Origin of the sequence: Pseudomonas sp. NPDC096917 (assembly GCF_044762555.1) — a bacterium.
Classification (GTDB): Bacteria; Pseudomonadota; Gammaproteobacteria; order Pseudomonadales; family Pseudomonadaceae; genus Aquipseudomonas.
Window position 1 is genome coordinate 170,326 of the sequence record NZ_JBIWEO010000002.1, and the last position, 20,277, is coordinate 190,602.

The window sequence follows — 20,277 nt, forward strand, 5'->3', positions numbered from 1 at the left end:
GGTGTTTTGCGGCGATCGCAGTTGTAGGCAATTTCTGTGTCTAAACCGGTATCTGTGCACCCGCCGCGTTCTTGGATAAAGTGCACCACACCCTTCGACCACGGAACCGGGAAATGACTGATAAGAGCCAACAATTCGCCAGCGACAACTACTCCGGTATCTGCCCCGAAGTCTGGTCGGCCATGGAAAAAGCCAACCACGGCCACCAACGTGCCTACGGCGATGACGAGTGGACCCTGCGCGCCGCCAACGACTTTCGCAAACTGTTCGAAACCGACTGTGAAGTGTTCTTCGCCTTCAACGGCACGGCCGCCAACTCGCTGGCCCTGTCGTCGCTGTGCCAAAGCTTCCACAGCGTTATCTGCTCGGAAACCGCCCACGTCGAAACCGACGAATGCGGCGCTCCGGAGTTCTTTTCCAACGGCTCCAAGCTGCTGCTGGCAGGCACCGAAAACGGCAAGATTACCCCTGACTCGATCCGCGAGATCGCAACCAAGCGCAAAGACATCCACTACCCAAAACCACGTGTGGTCACCATCACCCAGGCCACCGAAGTGGGCAGCGTGTACCGCCCGGAAGAAATCCGCGCCATCAGCGCCACCTGCAAAGAGCTGGGTTTGCTGCTGCACATGGATGGCGCACGCTTCTCCAATGCTTGTGCGTTTCTGGACTGCTCGCCTGCCGAACTGAGCTGGAAAGCCGGGGTGGATGTGCTGTGCTTTGGCGGGACTAAAAACGGCATGGCGGTGGGCGAAGCGATTCTGTTCTTCAACCACGAGTTGGCGGTGGACTTTGACTACCGCTGCAAACAGGCGGGGCAACTGGCGTCGAAAATGCGCTTTTTGTCAGCGCCGTGGGTGGGCCTTTTGGAAAACGACGCGTGGCTCAAACACTCGCGCCACGCCAACCATTGCGCACAGTTGCTGAGCCAATTGGTGAGTGACATTCCAGGCGTTGAGCTGATGTTTCCGGTCGAGGCCAACGGTGTGTTTCTGCAACTGTCGGAACCCGCAGTGGCTGCACTGACCGCCAAGGGCTGGCGTTTCTACACCTTTATCGGCAAAGGCGGCGCACGCTTCATGTGCTCGTGGGACACCGAAGAAGCGCGAGTGCGGGAATTAGCGGCAGATATTCGAGAAGTGATGATGGGTTGAATACTTGTAGTCGCTGCCGCGGGCTGCGAAGGGTTGCACCGCAACCCGTTTTTTGAAGGCCCTGCGGTCCTTCTCGCAGCCTTAGGCAGCGACTACAGAGTTGTGTGATTGTTCAGACTTGCCCGAGGGTTCGCTCAATCACATCGACCGTGGCGCTGACTTGCTCTTGATAACGGTCGAGTTCCTGTTTGTGGCTCAGTTGCAATTCAATCTGCTGTGAACACAGATTCAACGCGGCCAATACCAGCAATTTGTCCCCGATCAAGCTCGGGTACTTCCTTTTCGTTTCGGCCAGAGCAGCTTTCAACATGACCGTGGCGGCCATCAGCGTCTGTCGCTCCCCTTCCGGCGCCTTGATCGTGTAGTCGTTACCCAGGATCGAGACGACGCTTACACCGTCTCTGTCCACGCTCATGCGTTGACAGGGCTCACGCTCGCGCGCTCAACCAGGGCTTGAATGCGCGCAGCAGTATCACCCTGCTTCTCTTCGGCTTCCATCAGGGACAGTTGCAGGCTTTCGTTTTCGTCTTTGGCTTGGGCCAGTTCAGCGGTGAGCTGAGTGTTGGCGTCCAGCAGCTCTTGCTTTTGCTGAACCAGGTCGCTGACCAGTTGTTCCAGTTTGCTAAGGGATGACTCAATCATGGTGGTGTTCTCAAGCAGTTTCAGAGGGCGCGTACGATAAAGAAAAGTCACCGGCTAAGCTAGCGGCAACCTGCCTTTGCGAGCCCTAAAGACTGCGGTTTAGAACCTTTGTTCCCGCAACCTGCTTGCAAACCTCGTGGGAGCTGCCAAAGGCTGCGATCTTTTGATCCTGAAAGATCGCAGCCTGCGTACCTCGACAGCTCCCACGCCGGGCGTACAGCCTCTAGAACTCTATTCTCACATCGCCCTTCGGCACGCTACAGCACGACAGAATATAGCCTTCTGCCACGTCTTCGTCGGTGATGCCGCCGTTGTGCTCCATCTCCACCTCGCCCCCCAATTTGAGCACCTTGCAGGTGCCGCAAATGCCCATCCCGCACGCTTTGGGAATCAACAGCCCCAGTTTGGCCGCTGCCGCGTGCACCGTTTCGGCCGGGCCCACGCGGATGCTTTTGCCTGAAGCGGTGAATTCGACCTGGTTCAAGTCCGCCACGTCCAGCTCCGGGGCCTCGGCGGCTTGCTCGGCTTGCTCCACCGCGTCGGCCCGCGCTTCAGGCGGTGTCGCGCCGAACGACTCTTCATGGTAGCGGCTCATGTCAAAACCGTTGGTTTCCAACAAGCGCTTCACAGCATTCATGTACGGCGTAGGCCCGCAGCAAAACACCTCGCGCTCCATAAAGTCGGGCGCCATGAGTTCAAGCATTTTGTGGTTCAAGTAGCCGCGATAACCCGCCCACGGTTCGCCCAAGCCATGTTTCTCGCAGATCAGGTGCAGGCTGAAGTTGTCGATGCGCGAGGCCATGTGTTCGAGCTCGCGGTGATAAATGATGTCTTTGGGGGAACGGGCGCTGTGGATAAACACCATGTCGACGTTGGCGTTGGTGTCGTAAAACCAGCGCGCCATCGACATCACCGGGGTAATGCCGACGCCGCCGCTGAGGTACAGCACTTTTGGGCTCGGCGCGTCGATGGCATTAAACAACCCGACCGGCCCGTGCACGGCCAGCTCCTGGCCTTCTTGCAGGGTGTCGTGCAGCCAGTTGGACACCCGCCCGCCCGGCACGCGCTTGATGGTCACCGAAAAGCTGTACGGCACCGACGGCGAACTGGAGATGGTGTACGAACGCATCACCGGGTCGCCGTCGATTTCCAGCTCCAGGGTCACGAACTGCCCCGGCTTGAAAAAGAACAAGATCGGCTGATCGGCCATAAAGCAGAAGGTGCGTACATCCCAGGTTTCCTGAATCACTTTGACGCAACGCACGATGTGTCGACCATTGGCCCAGGTCTGGGTGGTAACCGGATTCAGAAAGCTGTTGGACATAGGCTTCTCCACGGCCGACAGCCGGCCTCTTGATGGCGATTCTGCGCATGCCCCGAGGCGGCCATTTATCTATTCACGACATTCACATACTTATCGCGACCAGCCCCTGAAAACAGGGCCTCGCGCGTCGGGAACAGATTGGGCCATGTCGCCCGCAGATATGGCATCCCAGCGCTTGGAACGCACACTCAGCGCCACACATAACGCTGATTGCTATGTCTTGCGTCGAACCCTGATCTGCCACTTTTAGGCCACATTCTATGGCCATGAGGACTACAACGATGGACGTCACCGCAACCTTGAGCCTGGGCGATCCACTGGAACCCGCACGCAAGGCCACCGCCCAGATGTTGCAAAACCGCGAGCGCACGTTTTCGCTGCCGCAGCCGTTTTACAACGACGAGCGCCTGTTCGAAATCGACATGCAGGAGATTTTTCAGAAAGAGTGGCTGATTGCGGGCATGACCTGCGAGATCCCGACCAAGGGCAACTTTCTGACCCTGCAAGTGGGCAAAAACCCGATCATCGTGATTCGCGGCGCCGAGGGTCAGGTGCATGCCTTTCATAACGTGTGCCGCCATCGCGGTTCACGGCTGTGCACCAGCGACAAGGGCAAAGTCGCCAAGCTGGTGTGCCACTACCATCAATGGACCTACGAGCTGGACGGGCGCCTGCTGTTTGCCGGCACCGAGATGGGCGCCGACTTCGACATGAAGCAATACGGCCTCAAGCCTGTGAACGTTAAAACCGCAGGCGGCTACATCTTTATCAGCCTGGCTGACAACCCGCCGGCGATTGACGAGTTTCTGGCGACGCTCAACCACTACATGGAACCCTACGACATGGAAAACACCAAGGTGGCGATTCAAACCACCCTGGTCGAGAAAGCCAACTGGAAACTGGTGCTCGAAAACAACCGCGAGTGCTACCACTGCAACGCATCCCACCCCGAGCTGTTGAAAACCCTGCTGGAGTGGGACGACGTCACCGACCCGCGCGCCGACCAGGCCTTCAAGGACCACGTGGCGGCCTCGGCCGCGGCGTGGGATGCAGAGAAAATCCCGTACGCGCACGCCAGTTTTGGCCTGCGTAACCGCATCGTGCGCATGCCGTTGCTCAAGGGCACCGTGTCCATGACCCTGGACGGCAAACAAGGCTGTGCAAAACTCATGGGCCGGATCAAAAACCCGGACCTGGGCTCGATGCGCATCCTGCACCTGCCGCACTCGTGGAACCACTGCATGGGTGACCACATCATCGTGTTCACTGTGTGGCCGATCGGCCCACAGGAAACCCTCGTGACCACCAAATGGCTCGTGCACAAAGACGCCGTAGAAGGCGTGGACTACGACGTCGATCGCATGCGCCAGGTGTGGGATGCGACCAACGACCAGGACCGTCGTCTGGCCGAAGAAAACCAGCGCGGCATCAACTCCGTGGCGTACCAGCCGGGCCCTTACTCCCAGACCTATGAGTTTGGCGTGGTCAACTTTGTGGACTGGTACAGCGAGCGCTTGCTCAACAACCTGGGCGCGGCGCCAGCGCCGTATCTCAAAGGCGTCGTCGCCCAGTAATCACATAAAACGATGCAGGAGCGAGCTTGCTCCTACAGAGGTGTGCGCTCCAGAGACATCAAATAGGCATCGCCCGTTACCCGGATCATCGGGTGCGGGACGATGGTGCAGGTTTGGACGATAGTGAATCCATGCCGCTCATAGAACCGACGAGCGCCGGTATTCACCGCGTAATCGATCAGGCTCAAGCCCTTGAGCCCCAATTCATCACAGCGCTGGTGGGCGTGCTTGAGGAACGCTTGGCCCAAGCCCTGGTTACGCCACCCTTCATGCAAGGCCAGGCTTGAGATGTACAGCGTGTCGGGAATTTCCATGCTGGCATAAGGCGCCAGCACCGGGTCGGTCACAGGCTCGGGGTTTGGGTCTTCACGCATCACGTAACTGTGCATCATGCCGATCACCTGACCCTCGGCCTCGGCGATCAGGCAGTTTTCGTACGAAAAATTGACCCCTTCACGGGCATAACGTTGTGCGCCAACGTCCAACAGCGCTTCACCGGGCTGCGCCATTAGGCTCCAGATGTAGTCGGCCCCACCCTCAGATGAAATTTGAAACAGACGCGCAATCTCACGCGCATCAGTACGCAAGGCCGGACGAAATAAGACAGGCATAAGCTTCACTCCACGGGCATAAGGGGCTCTTTTTAGCGCAGGGCCCCTCAATGCAAAACAGAGCGCGGGGGGTGTTTTATATCCAAGTATTACTGTCCACTGGCTATTTTTTGATCAAACCGCTCTACCCTGCGCTTTCAAAGGCGCGCAGCCCTTCACCAACAACTTATCCACAGTCACACCCACAGCAATTGTGGGGAAGTGGGTAAGTTATCCCAAAAAGTGCGATTGGTTGTTTTTTGTACAAATTAGCGTAAGCCACGTTTTACATGGGCTGTAGACAACCGCGAACACGTTATCCACATAACCGCCAACAGAGAATGTGCGCAACTTATGCACTGCCCTCCCTCACTGTGGAAAACCCCTTAAAGCCGCCATTCTTCAAGGGTTTAAGCATGAAGCGGTGGATAACTACGGCATTTGGGTGTTTTTTGATCAGAAGCCTGTAAGCCTTGATTTGTATAGCGCTTAGCCGACAGCAAACAACTTATCCACATAAGCGCTAACAGACTTTGTGGGCAACTCAGCGCACCACGCCTTCTTCGATTAATAACTTCAAAATGGCCTGCGCGCCCTCTTCGGCGCTTACGCCGTTGAGCACGTGGCCCGAACCACCTGCAGCCTTGGCGGTGGCCGCTTTCATGCGGTCTGCGCCACTTTTGGCTTTGATCACCTTTAACCGCTTGGGGCGCGACTTCGCGGCCTGGAAAACGCCCAATGTGGATAAGTCATCCATCATCACTTCAACGGCTTGTGCACCGATGTGCCCCCGAGTAGCGGGGCCGTAGGCACTTTGACGCGCCTGGGGGCCTGCGTTATCCACAGTCGCCATAAAGGGCAGGCGCACTTTGAGTCGACGACGCTGGCCTCGGGGCAGCGCTTGCAGCACCAGCGCCACGCCGTTGTGGACAGATTCGATCTGCGCCACGCCCACCAACAGCGGCCAGCCCAGCTGTTCGGCCAGCAGGTACGGCAACATGCCCGAGCCTTCGCCGGTTTCGGCCTGGCTGCCCGCGAGTACGAGCTGGACGCCGGATTCGCGCAAATAGTCGCGCAGTATCGGTACGGCATCGCTGCCGTCTGGCTGCTCCAGCACATGCAGTTCGTCCAGGCCCATGCCCAGATAAGCGCGAAGAGCGGGTTCGTGCGGGTTGCCCGCGTGCAACACATGCAGGTTATCCCCAGCCAGTTGCAGACCCAGCTCTACAGCACGGGCGTCGTGCTCAGCACGACGGGCACGGCCCGAGGCCGGGTGAGCGCCGATTGAAACCAGTGCAACGGTCGCGATGGTCATTTTTTAATCTCCCAATCAAAAGCCCCTCTCCCTCTTGGAGAGGGTTGGGTGAGGGCGTTCTTAGGCGGCGTCTTGTTTCGCGCCATGCCGCCAGTTATCAACAGCCGCTATCAGCGCTTGCAGCACCGCCGCGCCATCGCCGATCACCGACAAATCCGCACGTTTGATCATGTCGCAGGCTGGGTCCAGGTTGATCGCCACCACTTTGTCGCAGGCACCAATGCCTTGCAGGTGCTGGATCGCGCCGCTAATACCGACTGCCACATACACCCGCGCCGTCACCCACGTACCACTCGCGCCCACTTGGCGCTCGCGGCCCATAAAGCCATCATCCACCGCCACCCGTGACGCACCTTCTGTGGCTCCCAACGCGGCGGCCGTCTTGTGGAAAAGTCCCCAGTCTTTAACGCCATTGCCACCACTGAGGATAAATTCCGCCTCCGCCATGGGAATCGCTGCCGGGTCCACGTCCACCGCGCCCAGGTCTTCAATGCGCGGCAAGCAGCGCGGCGCATCTGTGGATAACTCCACGACAAGCGCTTCATGCCGGGTTTCGCTCACCGGCTCGGCGCATTGCGCCGCGGCCAGAATCAGCCGCGGTACGGGTTGCGCCACGTCTTGCAGCCCGGCCCCGGCACGGCCTACGCACTGGCCGTCCTTGACTTGCCACACGCGCGTGGCCGGGCGCTCGCCCAGGCTTGCCGCCAAGCGTCGACCCAATTCACCCCCGCCGTTACGGCTGTCCGGCAGCAACCAATGCTTGGGCGCGAACTGGTTATCCACAGCCCGCAACCCCACCACCTGTTGCTCCGGTGCATACCCTTGGCTGTCGAGCAGCAACAACCGGTCAACGCCCGCCGTGGCAAACGCGGCTTCCCTGGATTCGCCAAACACCACCGCCAGCACCGCGCCGTCTGGGCCAGCCAGTTGATGGGCCAGCCCCAGCAGGTCACGGTCATGACTGCTCAAACGGCCACCTACCATGTCCGGCACCACGGCGATATAAAACGCCGGTGCCGCCACCTGATGCAGCGGCAATTGCACTGCAACACTGGCCGTACGTTTGCTCACCCCGGCTTGCTGTTCGCCGCTGCGGTCTATGCGCTTGATGCCGTGAGGGCCGATAAACCCCACACCGTGCACGTTTTTGCGCAGCACGCCGTTGGGCCCCATCCAGCTCGGTTGTGTCGGTTGCATGGCCGCGTGCAGCGGGTGCAGGCGATTGCGGGCGATCCACTCGGCACGCGGGTCGCGGCGAATAATGTCACTCATGCGGTCACCTCTTCGGTTGCGCACTTGGCCGTTTTGGCCGGTGCCGGGGCTTCAATCAGCGCGTCAGCCACCAGTTCAGCAAGGTCTTTGATCAGCGGCCTGGGTTCGACCACGCCTTCGAGCATGGCGGTGCATTGCGGGCAGCCCACGGCCACGCGCTCGGCGCCGGTCTCGCGAATGTCGTCCATGCGCATGTCGGGAATGCGTTGCTTGCCGGGAATGTCGGTAATCGGCGCGCCACCGCCCCCACCGCAGCACCGCGAGCGAAAGCCCGAACGCGCCATCTCTTTGACTTCAATGCCCAGTGCGCGCAGCACCGCACGCGGCGCCTCGTACTCACCGTTGTAGCGGCCCAGGTAGCACGGGTCGTGATAGGTCACGCAGCCGCCCGTGTCGGCGCTCACCTTCAGCGCCCCGACCGCCAGCAACTCGGCCATGTAGGTGCTGTGATGCTGCACAAAGTAGTCGCCACCAAAGGCTGCGTATTCGTTTTTCAGCACATGAAAACTGTGCGGGTCGCAGGTCACGATGCGTGTGAACCGGTACTGCGCCAAGGTCTGGATGTTGCGCGTGGCCAGCGCCTGAAACGTCGCTTCATCGCCCAAACGCCGGGCCACGTCGCCGCTGTCGCGCTCTTCAAGACCCAGCACGGCGAAGTTGACCCTGGCCGCTTTGAGCACGTTAACGAACGCACGCAAGGTGCGCTGGTTACGCATATCAAAGGCGCCATCACCGACCCAAAACAGCACGTCCACCGAGCGCTTGTCGCGCATCACATCGAGGCTCAAATCGGCCGCCCAGTTCATCCGTCCGCCGGGGGCAAAACCGCCGGGGTTGTCGGTGGCGATCAGGTTGTCCAGCACCTGCGCGCCGTTGTTGGGGGTGGCGCCTTTTTCCAGGGTGAGGAAACGGCGCATATCGACGATGGCGTCCACGTGCTCGATCATCATCGGGCACTCTTCGACACAGGCACGGCAGGTGGTGCACGCCCACAAGGTGTCGGCATCGACCAGGCCATTGACGATGGGTTGGTGCGGGTTGCCGGCATGCTCGCCAATCGGTTTGCCAGGGTACGGGCTGCCGGCAAACTGCGCGTCCGTGCCGCCCGCCAATCCTACGACCATGTCTTGAATCAGCTTTTTCGGGTTCAGCGGCTGGCCGGCAGCAAAGGCCGGGCACGCGGCCTCACACTTGCCGCACTGCACGCAGGCGTCGAAACCGAGCAGTTGGTTCCAGGTGAAGTCCATGGGCTTTTCGACACCCAATGGCGCGCTGCGGTCATTCAGGTCCAGGGCTTTTAAACCCGTGGAACGGCCGCCACCAAAACGCTCGGCCCGGCGGTGCCAGGCCAGATGCAAGGCGCCCGCGAAGGCGTGTTTCATCGGCCCGCCCCAGGTCATGCCCAAGAACATTTCCGACACGCCCCACGCCACGCCGACGGCCAACAACGCGGCCAGCAACCAGCCGCCAAAGCCTTCAGGCAGCCAACCTGCGACCGGCAAGGTGAGGATAAAAAAGCTCGCTGAAAACACCAGCAAGCTTTTCGGCAGGCGCATCCACGGCCCCTTGGACAGGCGGGCCGGTGGGTTGATGCGACGTTTAAACACAAACAGCGCGCCGACAAACATCAGCGCCGTGGCGAACAGCAACGCGTAGCCGAGCACGCGGTTTTGCACGCCAAGCCCGTGCACCAGAATCGCCAGCACCGCTGCCAGCACAAAGCCGCCAGCCGTGGCGACGTGGGTGTTGGCCATGTATTTATCGCGGGCCACCACGTGGTGCAAATCGACCATGTAGCGACGCGGCATGGCCAGCAGGCCGCCGAGCAAATCGACCTTGGCCGGGCGACCGCGACGCCACCTATTCATCCGGCGCACCGCGCCCAGAATGGCCAGCGCAAGGGCGGCGAATAACAAAACCGGGAGAACAATAGTTAGCATGGTGAAGCTCCCAAAACAGCGGCTACAGGGTTATGGGGCGCTGCTTAGAAATCCTTACACAACCTGAGCGCGTCATAGATCGCGGCATGCACGTTGCGCTGCGCCACGCAGTCACCGATGCGGAACAACAAGTAGCCGTCCCCCGCTTCGCTCAGGCATGGCTGCGGCTGGATGGCGTACAACGCTTCTACGTCGATCTGGCCCTTGTTGCGCGAATCCGGTTTAAGCGCGTAGTACAGCTCTTCGTCGGGGCGCACGCCGTTTTCAATCACCACTTGGTCGACCACGCGTTCTTCTTTGGCGCCGGTGTATTCGTTCTCCAGCACGGCAATCAGCTTGTCACCCTCGCGGTAGACCTTCTCGAGCATCAGGTCGCCGGTCATGATCACTTCTTTGGGGTACAGGCTGCGGTAGTAGGTGGGGAATGATGTACCGCCAATCGCCACACCCGGCTTGGTGTCATCGGTGACGATTTCGACCTGCGCGCCTTTGTCGGCCAGAAAGTCAGCCACGGACATGCCGGTGAATTCGCAAATGGTGTCGTACACCAGCACGTTTTTACCCGGCGCTACTTTGCCGTCGAGCACGTCCCAGCTACTGACCACCAACCCTTGAGCTGCGCCCCAGTGTTCGTTCTGTTCCACATACGAATGACCGCCCACCGCCAACACCACGATGTCGGGGCGCAGGTCACGAATGGTCGCCACATCGCCAGCAGTGCCCAAGCGCAAGTCAACGTTCAGTCGCGCCAGTTCCAGTTGGAACCAGCGCGTGATGCCGGCCATCTGGTCACGTTGCGGGGCCTTGGAGGCTGTCGTGATTTGCCCACCCATCGCCTCTTTTTTCTCAAAAAGCGTCACATCATGCCCGCGTTCAGCAGCCACCCGTGCGGCTTCCATCCCGGCCGGGCCTGCGCCGACGATCACCACTTTGCGTTTAGGCCCGGTGGTTTTCTGAATGATGTGCGGCACGCCCATGTATTCACGCGACGTCGCCGCGTTCTGAATGCACAGCACATCCAGCCCTTGGTACTGGCGGTCGATGCAGTAGTTGGCGCCCACGCATTGTTTGATCTGGTCGACCTGGCCCATTTTGATCTTGGCGATCAGGTGCGGGTCAGCGATGTGGGCACGGGTCATGCCGACCATGTCCACGTAGCCACCTTCCAGAATGCGTGTGGCCTGGTTCGGATCCTTGATGTTTTGCGCATGCAGCACCGGCGCCTTGACCACTTCTTTGATACCTGCGGCCAGGTGCAAAAATGGCTCCGGCGGAAAACTCATGTTCGGGATCACGTTGGCCAGGGTGTTGTGCGTGTCGCAACCCGAACCGACCACGCCGATGAAGTCGAGCATGCCGGTGTCGTCGTAATACTTGGCGATTTGTTTCATGTCCTCGTGGCTCAAGCCATCGGGGTGAAACTCATCACCGCACAGGCGAATGCCCACACAGAAGTCCGGGCCGACTTCGGCGCGCACCGCTTTGAGCACTTCCAGGCCAAAGCGCATGCGGTTCTCAAAACTGCCGCCCCATTCATCGGTGCGCTTGTTAACCCGCGGGCTCCAGAACTGGTCGATCATGTGCTGGTGCACCGCCGACAGTTCCACGCCATCCAACCCGCCTTTTTTAGCCCGCCCCGCGGCGCTGGCGTAGTTGCCGATGATGCGCCAGATTTCTTCGGGCTCGATGGTTTTGCAGGTGGCGCGGTGCACCGGCTCACGTACGCCGGACGGCGACATAAGGGTGGGCCAGTTAAAGCCATCCCACCGTGAGCGACGGCCCATGTGGGTAATCTGGATCATGATTTTGGCGCCGTGCTTGTGCATGGCGTCGGCCAAATTCTGAAAGTGCGGGATGATACGGTCGGTGCTCAGGTTGACCGAACTCCACCACTCCTGCGGACTGTCGATGGCCACGACAGATGAGCCGCCGCAAATCGCCAGGCCAATGCCGCCTTTGGCTTTTTCCTCGTAGTACTGCACGTAACGCTCAGTGGTCATGCCGCCATCAGTGGCGTAGACCTCAGCGTGCGCGGTGCTGAGTACACGGTTGCGAATGGTCAGTTTGCCGATTTGAATCGGCTCAAACATTGCTTCGAACGCCATATCCCGATCCTCGACTTACAACGGCTTGACGATAAACAGGCCGTGATCGTGGCCTTCTTCCGATCCGCTATAGACCTGTTCGGCCACGGTACGAATGTCACTGCCACGCGCTTGCAGGATCTGGTCCATGGCCCCTGCAAACCAGCCGGTGAACATGTAGTCGACCTTGCGCCCGACCTTGCCGTACACATAAACAAAGCAGGAGTGTTCGAGCTTGATCGTGGCCGTGCCTTTATCGAGGTCGATGGCCTGAATGGTGAACAGGCCCCAGCCGCGTTGCGACAGGCGTTTCATGTAGTGTTCGAACACCGCAACGCCTTCCAGGCCATGGCATTCAGCTTCTTTTTCGCACCAGTGCCAGGCGGACTTGTAACCGGCTTTGTAGAGAATCTCGGCGTAGGCCTCAGCGCCCAGCACCTCTTCAATGCCCATGTGGTTGTTGACGAAAAAATGCCGTGGCACGTAGAGCATCGCCAGGGCGTCGGACGTCCAGACACCGGTCTCGCTGTCGACTTCGATAGGTAATTGCGGGGCGATTTTAGCCATGGAATAAAACTCCAGAATTCGAGGTAAGGTTCGTTTCGCCCCTCACCCTGCCCTCTACCGGGGGAGAGGGTTGGGTGAGGGCGAGTGGCGGCTTATTCGCCCCAGACGTCTTTCAGGACGTTGACCCAGTTTTCACCCATGATCTTGCGCACCACGCGTTCGCTGTGGCCGCGCTTGAGCAGGGTTTGAGTGAGGTTCGGGAACTCGCCCACGGTGCGGATGCCCAGCGGGTTGATGATCTTGCCGAAGCTGGTCAGACGCCGGGCGTAGCCTTTGTCGTGGGTCAGCATTTCGAAAAAGTCCTGACCGTGGCCTTGGGTGAAGTCGGTGCCAATGCCAATCGCGTCTTCGCCCACGATGTTCATCGTGTATTCGATGGCTTCGGCGTAATCGTCGACAGTGGCGTCGATGCCCTTGGCCAGGAACGGCGCGAACATGGTCACACCGACAAAGCCACCGTGGTCGGCAATGAACTTGAGTTCAGCATCCGATTTGTTGCGCGGGTGTTCTTTAAGGCCGGACGGCAAACAGTGCGAGTAGCAGACCGGCTTTTTCGATTCGAGAATGACTTCTTCAGAGGTTTTTGAGCCTACGTGCGACAGGTCGCACATGATGCCGACGCGGTTCATTTCAGCCACCACTTCGCGGCCAAAACCCGAGAGCCCGCCATCGCGTTCATAGCAGCCGGTGCCCACCAGATTTTGCGTGTTGTAACACATCTGCACGACGCCAACCCCGAGCTGTTTGAAGATCTCGATGTAGCCCAACTGGTCTTCAAATGCGTGGGCATTCTGGAAGCCGAAGATGATCCCGGTTTTGCCCAGTTCCTTGGCACGACGAATGTCGGCGGTGGTTCTGACCGGGATCACCAGGTCGCTGTTTTCGCGGATCAGGGTCTGGCTGGCGACGATGTTATTGATTGTGGCAACAAACCCCTCCCACACCGACACCGTGCAGTTAGCGGCAGTCAAGCCGCCTTTGCGCATGTCTTCAAACAACTCGCGGTTCCATTTGGCAATGATCAGCCCGTCGATAACGATGCTGTCTGCGTGCAACTCGGCTGGGCTCATCAGGCGTCCCCTTGTAGGCGATTGCTGCGCCGAATCGTCTGCCGGCGCTTTGGGGCCAGCATAGGCTTGGGGTTAAAAACAGCCGGGTGCAAAAGCGACAGCGCGATTGCCGAAAGCGTCAATCCGCGACAAAGCGTGGGGCGGCCCTGAACGCTGCTTGCCAGCCGTGACTGTTAATTGGCCGACGCTTAAGCCAGAATCCGTTCCAACTATGGATTAGGAAGCCGCAATGAAATCGATTCTCCTGGCCTTGGCGTTGATCACCAGCGGGGCGTACGCCGCCGATGATGCCGATTACAACCCGTGTGATGCGGTAGAGAACGACCAGCAAACGCTGGCGTGTTCGGTGTACAGCAAACAGGCCGCAGAGCAGTTGCTGAGCGAAAACTACGAAGCGCTGCAAGCGCGCATGAAGTCGCTGTACGGCAGCAACGCGACCCAGCTCAACAACATCATCAGCAAGATCAAAGCGGCGCAGGCGCTGTGGTTGCACCAGCGCGATGCCGATTGCGCAATTGTGGTGTTCCCGGCAACGGCGGGCACCGAAGCGTTCAACATCGCCCAAAACGACTGCATGGCGGCCATCAGTGATGACCGCTCGGAATTTTTGGAATCGATTGGTCAGGAATGACCTGTGAGGCTTATATGACTATTTGCGGTATCGAAATCAAAGGCAGCGAAGCCATTTTCGCCTTGGCGACCCAAGGCGCAAATGGCCTGGAGCACGTGGCCATTGCCACTAAAAAAATCGCCCTCGACGACGATGAAGACGCCGCCAACGTCAAAGCCTTCGCCGCGCAGGTCGCAGCGTTCGTGAAGGCCAACGCCATCACTCGTATCGCCATCAAAAAACGCAGCAAAAAAGGCGAATTCGCCGGTGGCCCCACGACCTTTAAAATCGAAGGCCTCATTCAATTGCTGGACGCGTGCGAGGTGCAATTACTGTCACCGCAAACCCTCAACGCGCAATTCAAAAAGCATGCGTTCGACCTGCCTGCATCGCTGAACAAATACCAGCACGACGCCTACAAAGCGGCGTGTGCAGCGCTGCTAAAGGGTTAAGCCCCATACAAAAAAGCCCCGAACCTGCCGTGACAGGTTCGAGGCCAAGCGTGCGGGATGCCGAGAAGGTGACCAAACCAACGGCCGTGTTGCTGATTGCAGTGTGCCCAGCTCGGGGCAGGGTTACTTAGCTAAAAACGACCTGTTCTTAGGCGTACCAGACATCCTGTCAAACCTCGCTTGCCCCTTTCTTGAAGCACTACCAGAATCAAACTTCGATCGCGCCTCTGTGGAAGGGAAAAAGCATGATGCACGCAGATTTGATTGATGAGCAGGACCTGCTGAACCAACTGCGTTCACTGGGGTTTGAAGTGTCGGGGAACGCTGAACAAGCGTGCTCCAGCGTGGTGTGCGGGCTCAACGAAACCAATGCCCGCGCACTCAAAGGGCTGGTAGAGAAACTGTACACCAGTAGCGCGACCCTATTGCCTGCGGTGCGCCAGGCCATCGACCAGCAACTGCTGCCGGGGTTGGCGCAGTTCAGGCAGAGCCGGGCTTGACAGTCAAAAGCCCCTCACCCTAGCCCTCTCCCACAGAGAGAGGGCACTTTTGACCACAGCACTACACCCTCACGCTGGCAAACGTCGATTCATTGCGGGCCTGATTAAGCGCCGACATCGGCCCGGCCAATGGCGTCAACAACAGCGAATGAGGAATCGCCACCAGCGTGGTTTGCTGCGCCGTATTAGAGCCCACGCGCTCATCGCGTGGCGGAATCCCAAAATACTCGCGATAACACTTGGAAAAGTGCGGCGTCGAGACAAACCCGCACACTGCCGCCACTTCGATAATCGACATCGGTGTTTGCTTGAGCAACTGCCGCGCCCTCACCAGTCGCAGCTTGAGGTAGTAGCGCGACGGCGAGCAGTGCAAATACTTCTGGAACAGGCGCTCTAGCTGACGACGGGACACCGTCACGTACACCGCGAGCTCATCCAGGTCGATCGGCTCTTCAAGATTGGCTTCCATCAGCGCGACGATTTCCTGCAACTTCGGCTGGTTGGTACCCAGCATGTGCTTGAGCGGCACGCGCTGATGGTCCTGCTCGTTACGAATACGTTCATACACAAACATTTCCGAGATCGCCGCCGACAGTTCGCGGCCATGATCACGGCTAATAAGGTGCAACATCATGTCCATCGGTGCAGTGCCACCTGAACTGGTGAAACGGCTGCGGTCCAGAGTAAACAGACGGGTGCTCATGGACACCCGCGGGAAGGCTTCCTGCATCGACGCCAGGCATTCCCAGTGCACGCTGCAATCAAATCCGTCGAGCAACCCGGCATACGCCAGCGCCCAGCTGCCGGTACACACCGCCCCCAAGCGGCGCGATTGGCGCGCCTGGCTTTGCAGCCACGAAACGTGTTCGCGGGTAACAGTGCGTTGAATACCAATACCGCCACACACAATCACCATGTCCAGCGCCGGGGCCTTGTGCATGCTCGCGTCAGGGGTGATTTGCAAGCCATCACTGGCCCACACCTGGCTGCCGTCCGCGCTGAGGGTGCTCCAGCGATACAGCTCGCGGCCGGACAACTGATTGGCCATGCGCAAGGGCTCTATCGCGGAGGCCAGGGAAATGAGCGTGAAATTGTCCAGCAGCAAAAAACCGATGGATTGAGGCGTACGGTTCTGGGGTTGGGCCCCGGAGTTGAACGACGTCATCGCGATATCTCCTCACACAAAGCGGGTGATGGCCCCAGGCGCAGGCTCTTGTTATGGCCCACGTTTAGCGGGGGCTTTGCAATGACAACGCAAATGCCGTGCCTAAACTTGAATGCGCATTCAACAAAGCCTAAAAACGACGTCGCAATGCGTCTAGGCGGGTAATGGCAAATGCAAGGGCAAACGACGTCTAAACAGACGTGGCGCAGAGCGCAGAGGCGTGTTGAGCAAATCGGTAGCACTTGTGGGAAACACGTAGGACGAGCCCGTGTCACCAAAGGTGCAGATGACAGGTGTGCGCTGAAAAGGGGCGGAGTGCGCTGTAACCGGGCAGGATTATCCAGCTTTAATTAGTCCCCCGTAGCGAGTCAACATTCTCAGGCATAAATTTAACTGGCTTGTAGTTTCTTAAGGCGAAATCCATTGGTGACAGTTTATAAATGCCTCTGTCATTTCTAAAAATCCTCATCGGTGTGCTTGATTGATATATTTCCCCGACCACCATATCCGGCATCCACTCGTCTGGAAGCATGGCAGTCACAGGACCATTAAACCCTTTTGCGGGTAGCCGGGTTAAGTTGGCAACGTCTTGGGCAAATCCCAAGCTCGCACTGGTGCATATAATTAAATCAACCGCTTTATAATCCCTAAAATCCACACCGGCGTCGCGAGCTAGCGCAACCAGCCCTTTAGAACTCAAGGGTATATTGCCTGCAGCCACAACTATTTTTCCGCCAAGGGGCGCTCCATGACCGCCCAGAACAAGTTTTTTATGCCCTGACTTAGAGACTCGTTCGAAGGCGGTAATACCATCAGCCAACTTTCTAATGTTTGAAATTTCCGCGGATTTGCTGCCCAAGAAAAAATCGGCAACTGCCGTTTTCATATTTTTAAGTGAGCGATTAATCGCTTTAAAAAAATGACCACTAGAGTCTTCAAAGTTAAGGGGGTCGCCACCACAGTATCCGTACGCATTAATCCCGCCCTGCCCAAACGGGCTCATGCTGTCCGGGCTGTTAAAACGCATCAACACCGGGTTAAACGCCCGATAGCCATTGCCCAACAAGTAATGCCCCGTCTGCGGGTCAGCCCGTTCGCCATTAAACCCCAGCACACGGGCCACGCCGCTTTCAGCCGGGCGATGGCCATACACGTTATAGGCAAGGGGTTGGCTTTTATCGGGATTAACCGTGTGCAATACCGAGCGTTGCAGGTCGGTGGCCAGCAGGTTGCTGACACCCGCCCCGCCCTCGGCCAACAAGTGATCGCCCACCTGAAACACGCTGCGCCGCACTGTGCCCTGAATCTCGGTGGTCATGCGCGAGCTGTTGTAAAAGCGCTGAATGCCTGCCGTTTGGATCAAGCGGTTCAGTGGGTCGTAGGTATAGAGCACTGTGGGCATGTTTGTGCGCGCTCGCCGTGAACAAGTACGAGCGCTCAGCTTGCACCCGCACGGCGCGGCTGCCTACTGGCAGAACTGCTAGGTACGCCCCTGTAGGAGCGAGCTTGCTCGCGATCTTTTGACCTTCAAAAAATCGCAAGACACGCTCGCTCTACAGCCTTAAATGGCTGACTGCTGAGTAGTCCCGTGACCGATTTAGCCATTAAGTTTTTAGTTAAACTTTAACGTCCACCAAAATGGACAGGACGGTATTCAAATTCAGGTCTCAGCGCGTCGGGTACGCTGCTTGATGTTTTAATAATCACCTCACGGCGAAGCACGCTGACCGTGTCAGACATATTAAAATTATGACCCTGTGTAGCCGCAAAGCTCTCGTAAAGTTCCCGGGGCCCATTTTTAGTCGCTAACAACCCAGCATAAGCCGTTACAGGAACACCTGTGAGTTCATGAAGCTTCCCCGCCAAACCATTCGCCCCACCATTGCCTGAGTAACAAATCATTAGCCTTATTTTATCTACCTTCAACAACTGGGCGTCTCTCATCCATTGATGCAGCTCTTCGGCGACTATTTTTTTACCTTGACTGGTTAAATACCCACCCGTTTCTGAAGAGTAATAACCATGAGCCTGAATATTAACCCTGCGTTTTCCGTTCTTAGAATAATCAATAGCCGCATAGACATCGGGTTTCAATTTTTGCAATGACTCAAAGGTTGTAATGGGCACACCACTGGCCTTAGTCACTTGCAGATTCAATTCGTGGCTCTTCATACCCTTAAGAGCAGACGATAGGTTAAGCCGCGACCAAACATCCGAAACATACCTTAAAAATACATGCCCCGTTGGATCGCTAAAATTAATAGCATCCCCACCACAATACCCATACGCATTAATCCCGCCTTTCCCAAACGGGCTCCAACTGTCCGGGCTATTAAAGCGCATCAACACCGGGTTAAACGCCCGATACCCATTGCCCAATAAATAATGCCCCGTCACGGGGTCAGCCCGCTCGCCATTAAAACCCAACACACTGGACAAGCCGCTTTCAGCCGGGCGATGGCCATACACGTTGTAAGCCATAGGCTGGCATTTATCGGGATTAACCGTGTGCAATACCGAGCGTTGAAGATCGGTGGCCAGCAGGTTGCTGACACCCGACCCGCCCTCGGCCAACAACTGATCGTCCACCTGAAACACGCTGCGCCGCACCTCGCCCTGAATCTCGGTCGCCAAGCGACTTTTGTTGTAGAAGCGCTGACTGCCCGCGGATTCGAGCAAACGGTTCAGCGGGTCGTATTGATAGAAGGCAGTGGGCATTTATCTAGGCTCGACCAGGATGAAGGCGAACGCTCAGCTTACACCTGCGCGGTTGAACTGCGTACTGGTAGATCTGCCAGGTTGTAGCCGCTGCTGCCCACAACGCTCATGTATAACCAGCCGTTTCGTACGACGTTTCCCTAAAGCACTAAAGCGGCACGCGCCTGAGTGCAAGCAGGCGCGCTAAAGGATCAAACTGTTTTAGGGTTTGCGTTTAATTTGAACGCTCTCAGGCCAAAGATTGGGAGCTTCATGCAACCAGGCATATTTATTGACTGTTTCCAGTAACGAGTCCTTTACAGCGGGTGAAAAACCTTTGGTTAATTGCTCATTTAACAGACTCAATGAAATATCTCCTATATCAACTTCCGAATATTCAGCAGCGCTTTTAATAGCTCTCGCCTGATTAAACACAAGCAAATCGTCATACTTAGCATTGCCCGGATTTAAATTTAATTTAACCCTATAAAGCTCTGTCATTCTCAATGCGGCTTCATAGTCAGCCGCCTGTCGGGCTTTAGCCGCATCAATCCCAGGATAGAGTTTTTCGTAATTAATTGTCTTCCCCAAAAAACCTCTATATTTAGGGACGCCTTCACGAGGTTTGGGAATAGCATTTGCAAACTTGTTGATCGGGGTTGTAGGCGCTTTCTTAACAAGCCTCATCCCGCGCAATATTTTTTTCAAAAAAACAGGTGTATGCCCTGAGGGATCACCTAGATTAACCGGATCTCCTTTGCAGTACCCATAAGCATTAATACCGCCTTCAGCAAACGGGCTCAAACTGTCCGGGTTATTAAAACGCATCAATACCGGGTTAAACGCCCGATACCCATTGCCTAACAAGTAATGCCCCGTCACGGGGTCAGCCCGCTCGCCATTAAAACCCAACACACTGGACAAGCCGCTTTCAGCCGGGCGATGGCCATACACGTTATAGGCCATGGGTTGGCGTTTATCGGGATTAACCGTGTGCAATACCGAGCGTTGAAGATCGGTGGCCAGCAGGTTGCTGACACCCGACCCGCCCTCGGCCAACAATTGATCGCCCACCTGAAACACACTGCGCCGCACCTCGCCCTGAATCTCGGTCGCCAAGCGACTTTTGTTGTAGAAGCGCTGACAGCGCGCGGACTCGAGCAAACGGTTCAGCGGGTCGTATCGATAGAGGTCAGTGGGCATTTATCTAGGCTCGATCAGAACAGAGGCGAACACTCAGCTTGTACCTGCGAGGTTGAACTGGGTACTGGTAGATCTGCCAGGTTGCACGAGCCAGGCTGTAGCCGCTGCCCACAACGGT

Annotated in this window: 19 protein-coding genes; 5 read left to right on the top strand and 14 right to left on the bottom strand. The window is 57.6% G+C overall.

Translation table 11 applies throughout. From position 1 onward, the window contains the following. Positions 1–113 precede the first annotated feature (113 nt). The gene (locus tag ACIQYF_RS02945; protein ID WP_402856640.1) at positions 114–1,154 is read left to right on the top strand and encodes a threonine aldolase family protein; all 1,041 of its coding nucleotides are present in this window, start codon (positions 114–116) and stop codon (positions 1,152–1,154) included. Positions 1,155–1,266: 112 nt separating this feature from the next. Here ACIQYF_RS02945 and ACIQYF_RS02950 read toward each other — a convergent pair whose 3' ends face one another. The 3 genes from ACIQYF_RS02950 to gbcB all read right to left on the bottom strand — a co-directional run bounded on the left by ACIQYF_RS02950 (position 1,267) and on the right by gbcB (position 3,120). Then, on the bottom strand, positions 1,267–1,569 hold the full coding sequence (locus tag ACIQYF_RS02950; RefSeq protein ID WP_402856643.1) for a cell division protein ZapA: 303 nt from the start codon (positions 1,567–1,569) through the stop codon (positions 1,267–1,269). Continuing rightward, a complete protein-coding gene (locus ACIQYF_RS02955; RefSeq protein ID WP_402856646.1) occupies positions 1,566–1,796 on the bottom strand; it encodes a hypothetical protein in 231 nt (76 codons plus the stop codon). The genes ACIQYF_RS02950 and ACIQYF_RS02955 overlap by 4 nt, the downstream gene beginning before the upstream one ends. A 223-nt stretch (positions 1,797–2,019) precedes the next feature. Next, positions 2,020–3,120 (bottom strand): glycine-betaine demethylase subunit GbcB, encoded by a 1,101-nt coding sequence (gene gbcB, locus ACIQYF_RS02960; protein WP_402856649.1) that lies wholly within the window; start codon positions 3,118–3,120, stop codon positions 2,020–2,022. A gap of 281 nt (positions 3,121–3,401) precedes the next feature. Here gbcB and gbcA point away from each other — a divergent pair, with 281 nt between their 5' ends. Beyond that, positions 3,402–4,694 (top strand): glycine-betaine demethylase subunit GbcA, encoded by a 1,293-nt coding sequence (gene gbcA / locus ACIQYF_RS02965; protein ID WP_402856652.1) that lies wholly within the window; start codon positions 3,402–3,404, stop codon positions 4,692–4,694. Positions 4,695–4,726: 32 nt separating this feature from the next. Here the strand turns inward: gbcA and ACIQYF_RS02970 are convergent, their stop codons facing one another. From ACIQYF_RS02970 to ACIQYF_RS03000, 7 genes are all read right to left on the bottom strand, one after another. Next, a complete protein-coding gene (locus ACIQYF_RS02970; RefSeq protein WP_402856655.1) occupies positions 4,727–5,305 on the bottom strand; it encodes a GNAT family N-acetyltransferase in 579 nt (192 codons plus the stop codon). A gap of 523 nt (positions 5,306–5,828) precedes the next feature. Continuing rightward, the gene (locus tag ACIQYF_RS02975) at positions 5,829–6,599 is read right to left on the bottom strand and encodes an electron transfer flavoprotein subunit beta (RefSeq protein WP_402856658.1); all 771 of its coding nucleotides are present in this window, start codon (positions 6,597–6,599) and stop codon (positions 5,829–5,831) included. A 60-nt stretch (positions 6,600–6,659) separates the two neighbouring features. Then, positions 6,660–7,871 (bottom strand): electron transfer flavoprotein subunit alpha/FixB family protein, encoded by a 1,212-nt coding sequence (locus ACIQYF_RS02980; protein ID WP_402856661.1) that lies wholly within the window; start codon positions 7,869–7,871, stop codon positions 6,660–6,662. Then, positions 7,868–9,811, bottom strand: coding sequence for a dimethylglycine demethylation protein DgcB (gene dgcB / locus ACIQYF_RS02985; protein ID WP_402856664.1), 1,944 nt, complete (start codon positions 9,809–9,811; stop codon positions 7,868–7,870). The genes ACIQYF_RS02980 and dgcB overlap by 4 nt, the downstream gene beginning before the upstream one ends. A gap of 44 nt (positions 9,812–9,855) precedes the next feature. Continuing rightward, a complete protein-coding gene (gene dgcA / locus ACIQYF_RS02990; protein ID WP_402856667.1) occupies positions 9,856–11,916 on the bottom strand; it encodes a dimethylglycine demethylation protein DgcA in 2,061 nt (686 codons plus the stop codon). Between the two features lie 15 nt (positions 11,917–11,931). Then, positions 11,932–12,462, bottom strand: a complete 531-nt coding sequence (locus ACIQYF_RS02995; RefSeq protein ID WP_402856670.1) for a DUF5943 domain-containing protein — start codon at positions 12,460–12,462, stop codon at positions 11,932–11,934. A 92-nt stretch (positions 12,463–12,554) separates the two neighbouring features. Then, complete coding sequence (locus ACIQYF_RS03000) at positions 12,555–13,532, bottom strand: dipeptidase (RefSeq protein WP_402856673.1); 978 nt, start codon at positions 13,530–13,532, stop codon at positions 12,555–12,557. Positions 13,533–13,761: 229 nt separating this feature from the next. Between ACIQYF_RS03000 and ACIQYF_RS03005 the strand changes: the two genes are divergently transcribed. The 3 genes from ACIQYF_RS03005 to ACIQYF_RS03015 all read left to right on the top strand — a co-directional run bounded on the left by ACIQYF_RS03005 (position 13,762) and on the right by ACIQYF_RS03015 (position 15,094). Then, positions 13,762–14,163: a lysozyme inhibitor LprI family protein gene (locus ACIQYF_RS03005; RefSeq protein ID WP_402856676.1), complete on the top strand. Its 402-nt coding sequence runs from the start codon at positions 13,762–13,764 to the stop codon at positions 14,161–14,163. A 14-nt stretch (positions 14,164–14,177) separates the two neighbouring features. Next, positions 14,178–14,594, top strand: coding sequence for a DUF3010 family protein (locus tag ACIQYF_RS03010; protein WP_402856679.1), 417 nt, complete (start codon positions 14,178–14,180; stop codon positions 14,592–14,594). Positions 14,595–14,839: 245 nt separating this feature from the next. Next, entirely contained in the window at positions 14,840–15,094 is a 255-nt protein-coding gene (locus ACIQYF_RS03015) for a hypothetical protein (protein WP_402856682.1), read from the top strand. 61 nt (positions 15,095–15,155) lie between these two features. On the opposite strand, the gene ACIQYF_RS03020 is transcribed toward ACIQYF_RS03015, so the two are convergent. From ACIQYF_RS03020 to ACIQYF_RS03035, 4 genes are all read right to left on the bottom strand, one after another. Next, complete coding sequence (locus ACIQYF_RS03020) at positions 15,156–16,259, bottom strand: GlxA family transcriptional regulator (protein WP_402856685.1); 1,104 nt, start codon at positions 16,257–16,259, stop codon at positions 15,156–15,158. 346 nt (positions 16,260–16,605) lie between these two features. Beyond that, positions 16,606–17,661 carry an RHS repeat-associated core domain-containing protein gene (locus ACIQYF_RS03025; protein ID WP_402856688.1) on the bottom strand — a complete coding sequence of 352 codons (1,056 nt, stop codon included), beginning with the start codon at positions 17,659–17,661 and terminating at the stop codon, positions 16,606–16,608. 221 nt (positions 17,662–17,882) lie between these two features. Next, positions 17,883–18,977: an RHS repeat-associated core domain-containing protein gene (locus ACIQYF_RS03030; protein ID WP_402856691.1), complete on the bottom strand. Its 1,095-nt coding sequence runs from the start codon at positions 18,975–18,977 to the stop codon at positions 17,883–17,885. A 201-nt stretch (positions 18,978–19,178) separates the two neighbouring features. Then, positions 19,179–20,159, bottom strand: a complete 981-nt coding sequence (locus ACIQYF_RS03035; RefSeq protein WP_402856694.1) for an RHS repeat-associated core domain-containing protein — start codon at positions 20,157–20,159, stop codon at positions 19,179–19,181. Between the last annotated feature and the right edge of the window lie 118 nt (positions 20,160–20,277).

Excerpts from the sequence above, each read along its gene's own strand:
- ACIQYF_RS02945 (WP_402856640.1), top strand. The coding sequence starts at position 114 with ATGACTGATAAGAGCCAACAATTCGCCAGCGACAACTACTCCGGTATC.
- ACIQYF_RS02950 (WP_402856643.1), bottom strand. The coding sequence starts at position 1,569 with ATGAGCGTGGACAGAGACGGTGTAAGCGTCGTCTCGATCCTGGGTAAC.
- ACIQYF_RS02955 (WP_402856646.1), bottom strand. The coding sequence starts at position 1,796 with ATGATTGAGTCATCCCTTAGCAAACTGGAACAACTGGTCAGCGACCTG.
- gbcB (WP_402856649.1), bottom strand. The coding sequence starts at position 3,120 with ATGTCCAACAGCTTTCTGAATCCGGTTACCACCCAGACCTGGGCCAAT.
- gbcA (WP_402856652.1), top strand. The coding sequence starts at position 3,402 with ATGGACGTCACCGCAACCTTGAGCCTGGGCGATCCACTGGAACCCGCA.
- ACIQYF_RS02970 (WP_402856655.1), bottom strand. The coding sequence starts at position 5,305 with ATGCCTGTCTTATTTCGTCCGGCCTTGCGTACTGATGCGCGTGAGATT.
- ACIQYF_RS02975 (WP_402856658.1), bottom strand. The coding sequence starts at position 6,599 with ATGACCATCGCGACCGTTGCACTGGTTTCAATCGGCGCTCACCCGGCC.
- ACIQYF_RS02980 (WP_402856661.1), bottom strand. The coding sequence starts at position 7,871 with ATGAGTGACATTATTCGCCGCGACCCGCGTGCCGAGTGGATCGCCCGC.
- dgcB (WP_402856664.1), bottom strand. The coding sequence starts at position 9,811 with ATGCTAACTATTGTTCTCCCGGTTTTGTTATTCGCCGCCCTTGCGCTG.
- dgcA (WP_402856667.1), bottom strand. The coding sequence starts at position 11,916 with ATGGCGTTCGAAGCAATGTTTGAGCCGATTCAAATCGGCAAACTGACC.
- ACIQYF_RS02995 (WP_402856670.1), bottom strand. The coding sequence starts at position 12,462 with ATGGCTAAAATCGCCCCGCAATTACCTATCGAAGTCGACAGCGAGACC.
- ACIQYF_RS03000 (WP_402856673.1), bottom strand. The coding sequence starts at position 13,532 with ATGAGCCCAGCCGAGTTGCACGCAGACAGCATCGTTATCGACGGGCTG.
- ACIQYF_RS03005 (WP_402856676.1), top strand. The coding sequence starts at position 13,762 with ATGAAATCGATTCTCCTGGCCTTGGCGTTGATCACCAGCGGGGCGTAC.
- ACIQYF_RS03010 (WP_402856679.1), top strand. The coding sequence starts at position 14,178 with ATGACTATTTGCGGTATCGAAATCAAAGGCAGCGAAGCCATTTTCGCC.
- ACIQYF_RS03015 (WP_402856682.1), top strand. The coding sequence starts at position 14,840 with ATGATGCACGCAGATTTGATTGATGAGCAGGACCTGCTGAACCAACTG.
- ACIQYF_RS03020 (WP_402856685.1), bottom strand. The coding sequence starts at position 16,259 with ATGACGTCGTTCAACTCCGGGGCCCAACCCCAGAACCGTACGCCTCAA.
- ACIQYF_RS03025 (WP_402856688.1), bottom strand. The coding sequence starts at position 17,661 with ATGCCCACAGTGCTCTATACCTACGACCCACTGAACCGCTTGATCCAA.
- ACIQYF_RS03030 (WP_402856691.1), bottom strand. The coding sequence starts at position 18,977 with ATGCCCACTGCCTTCTATCAATACGACCCGCTGAACCGTTTGCTCGAA.
- ACIQYF_RS03035 (WP_402856694.1), bottom strand. The coding sequence starts at position 20,159 with ATGCCCACTGACCTCTATCGATACGACCCGCTGAACCGTTTGCTCGAG.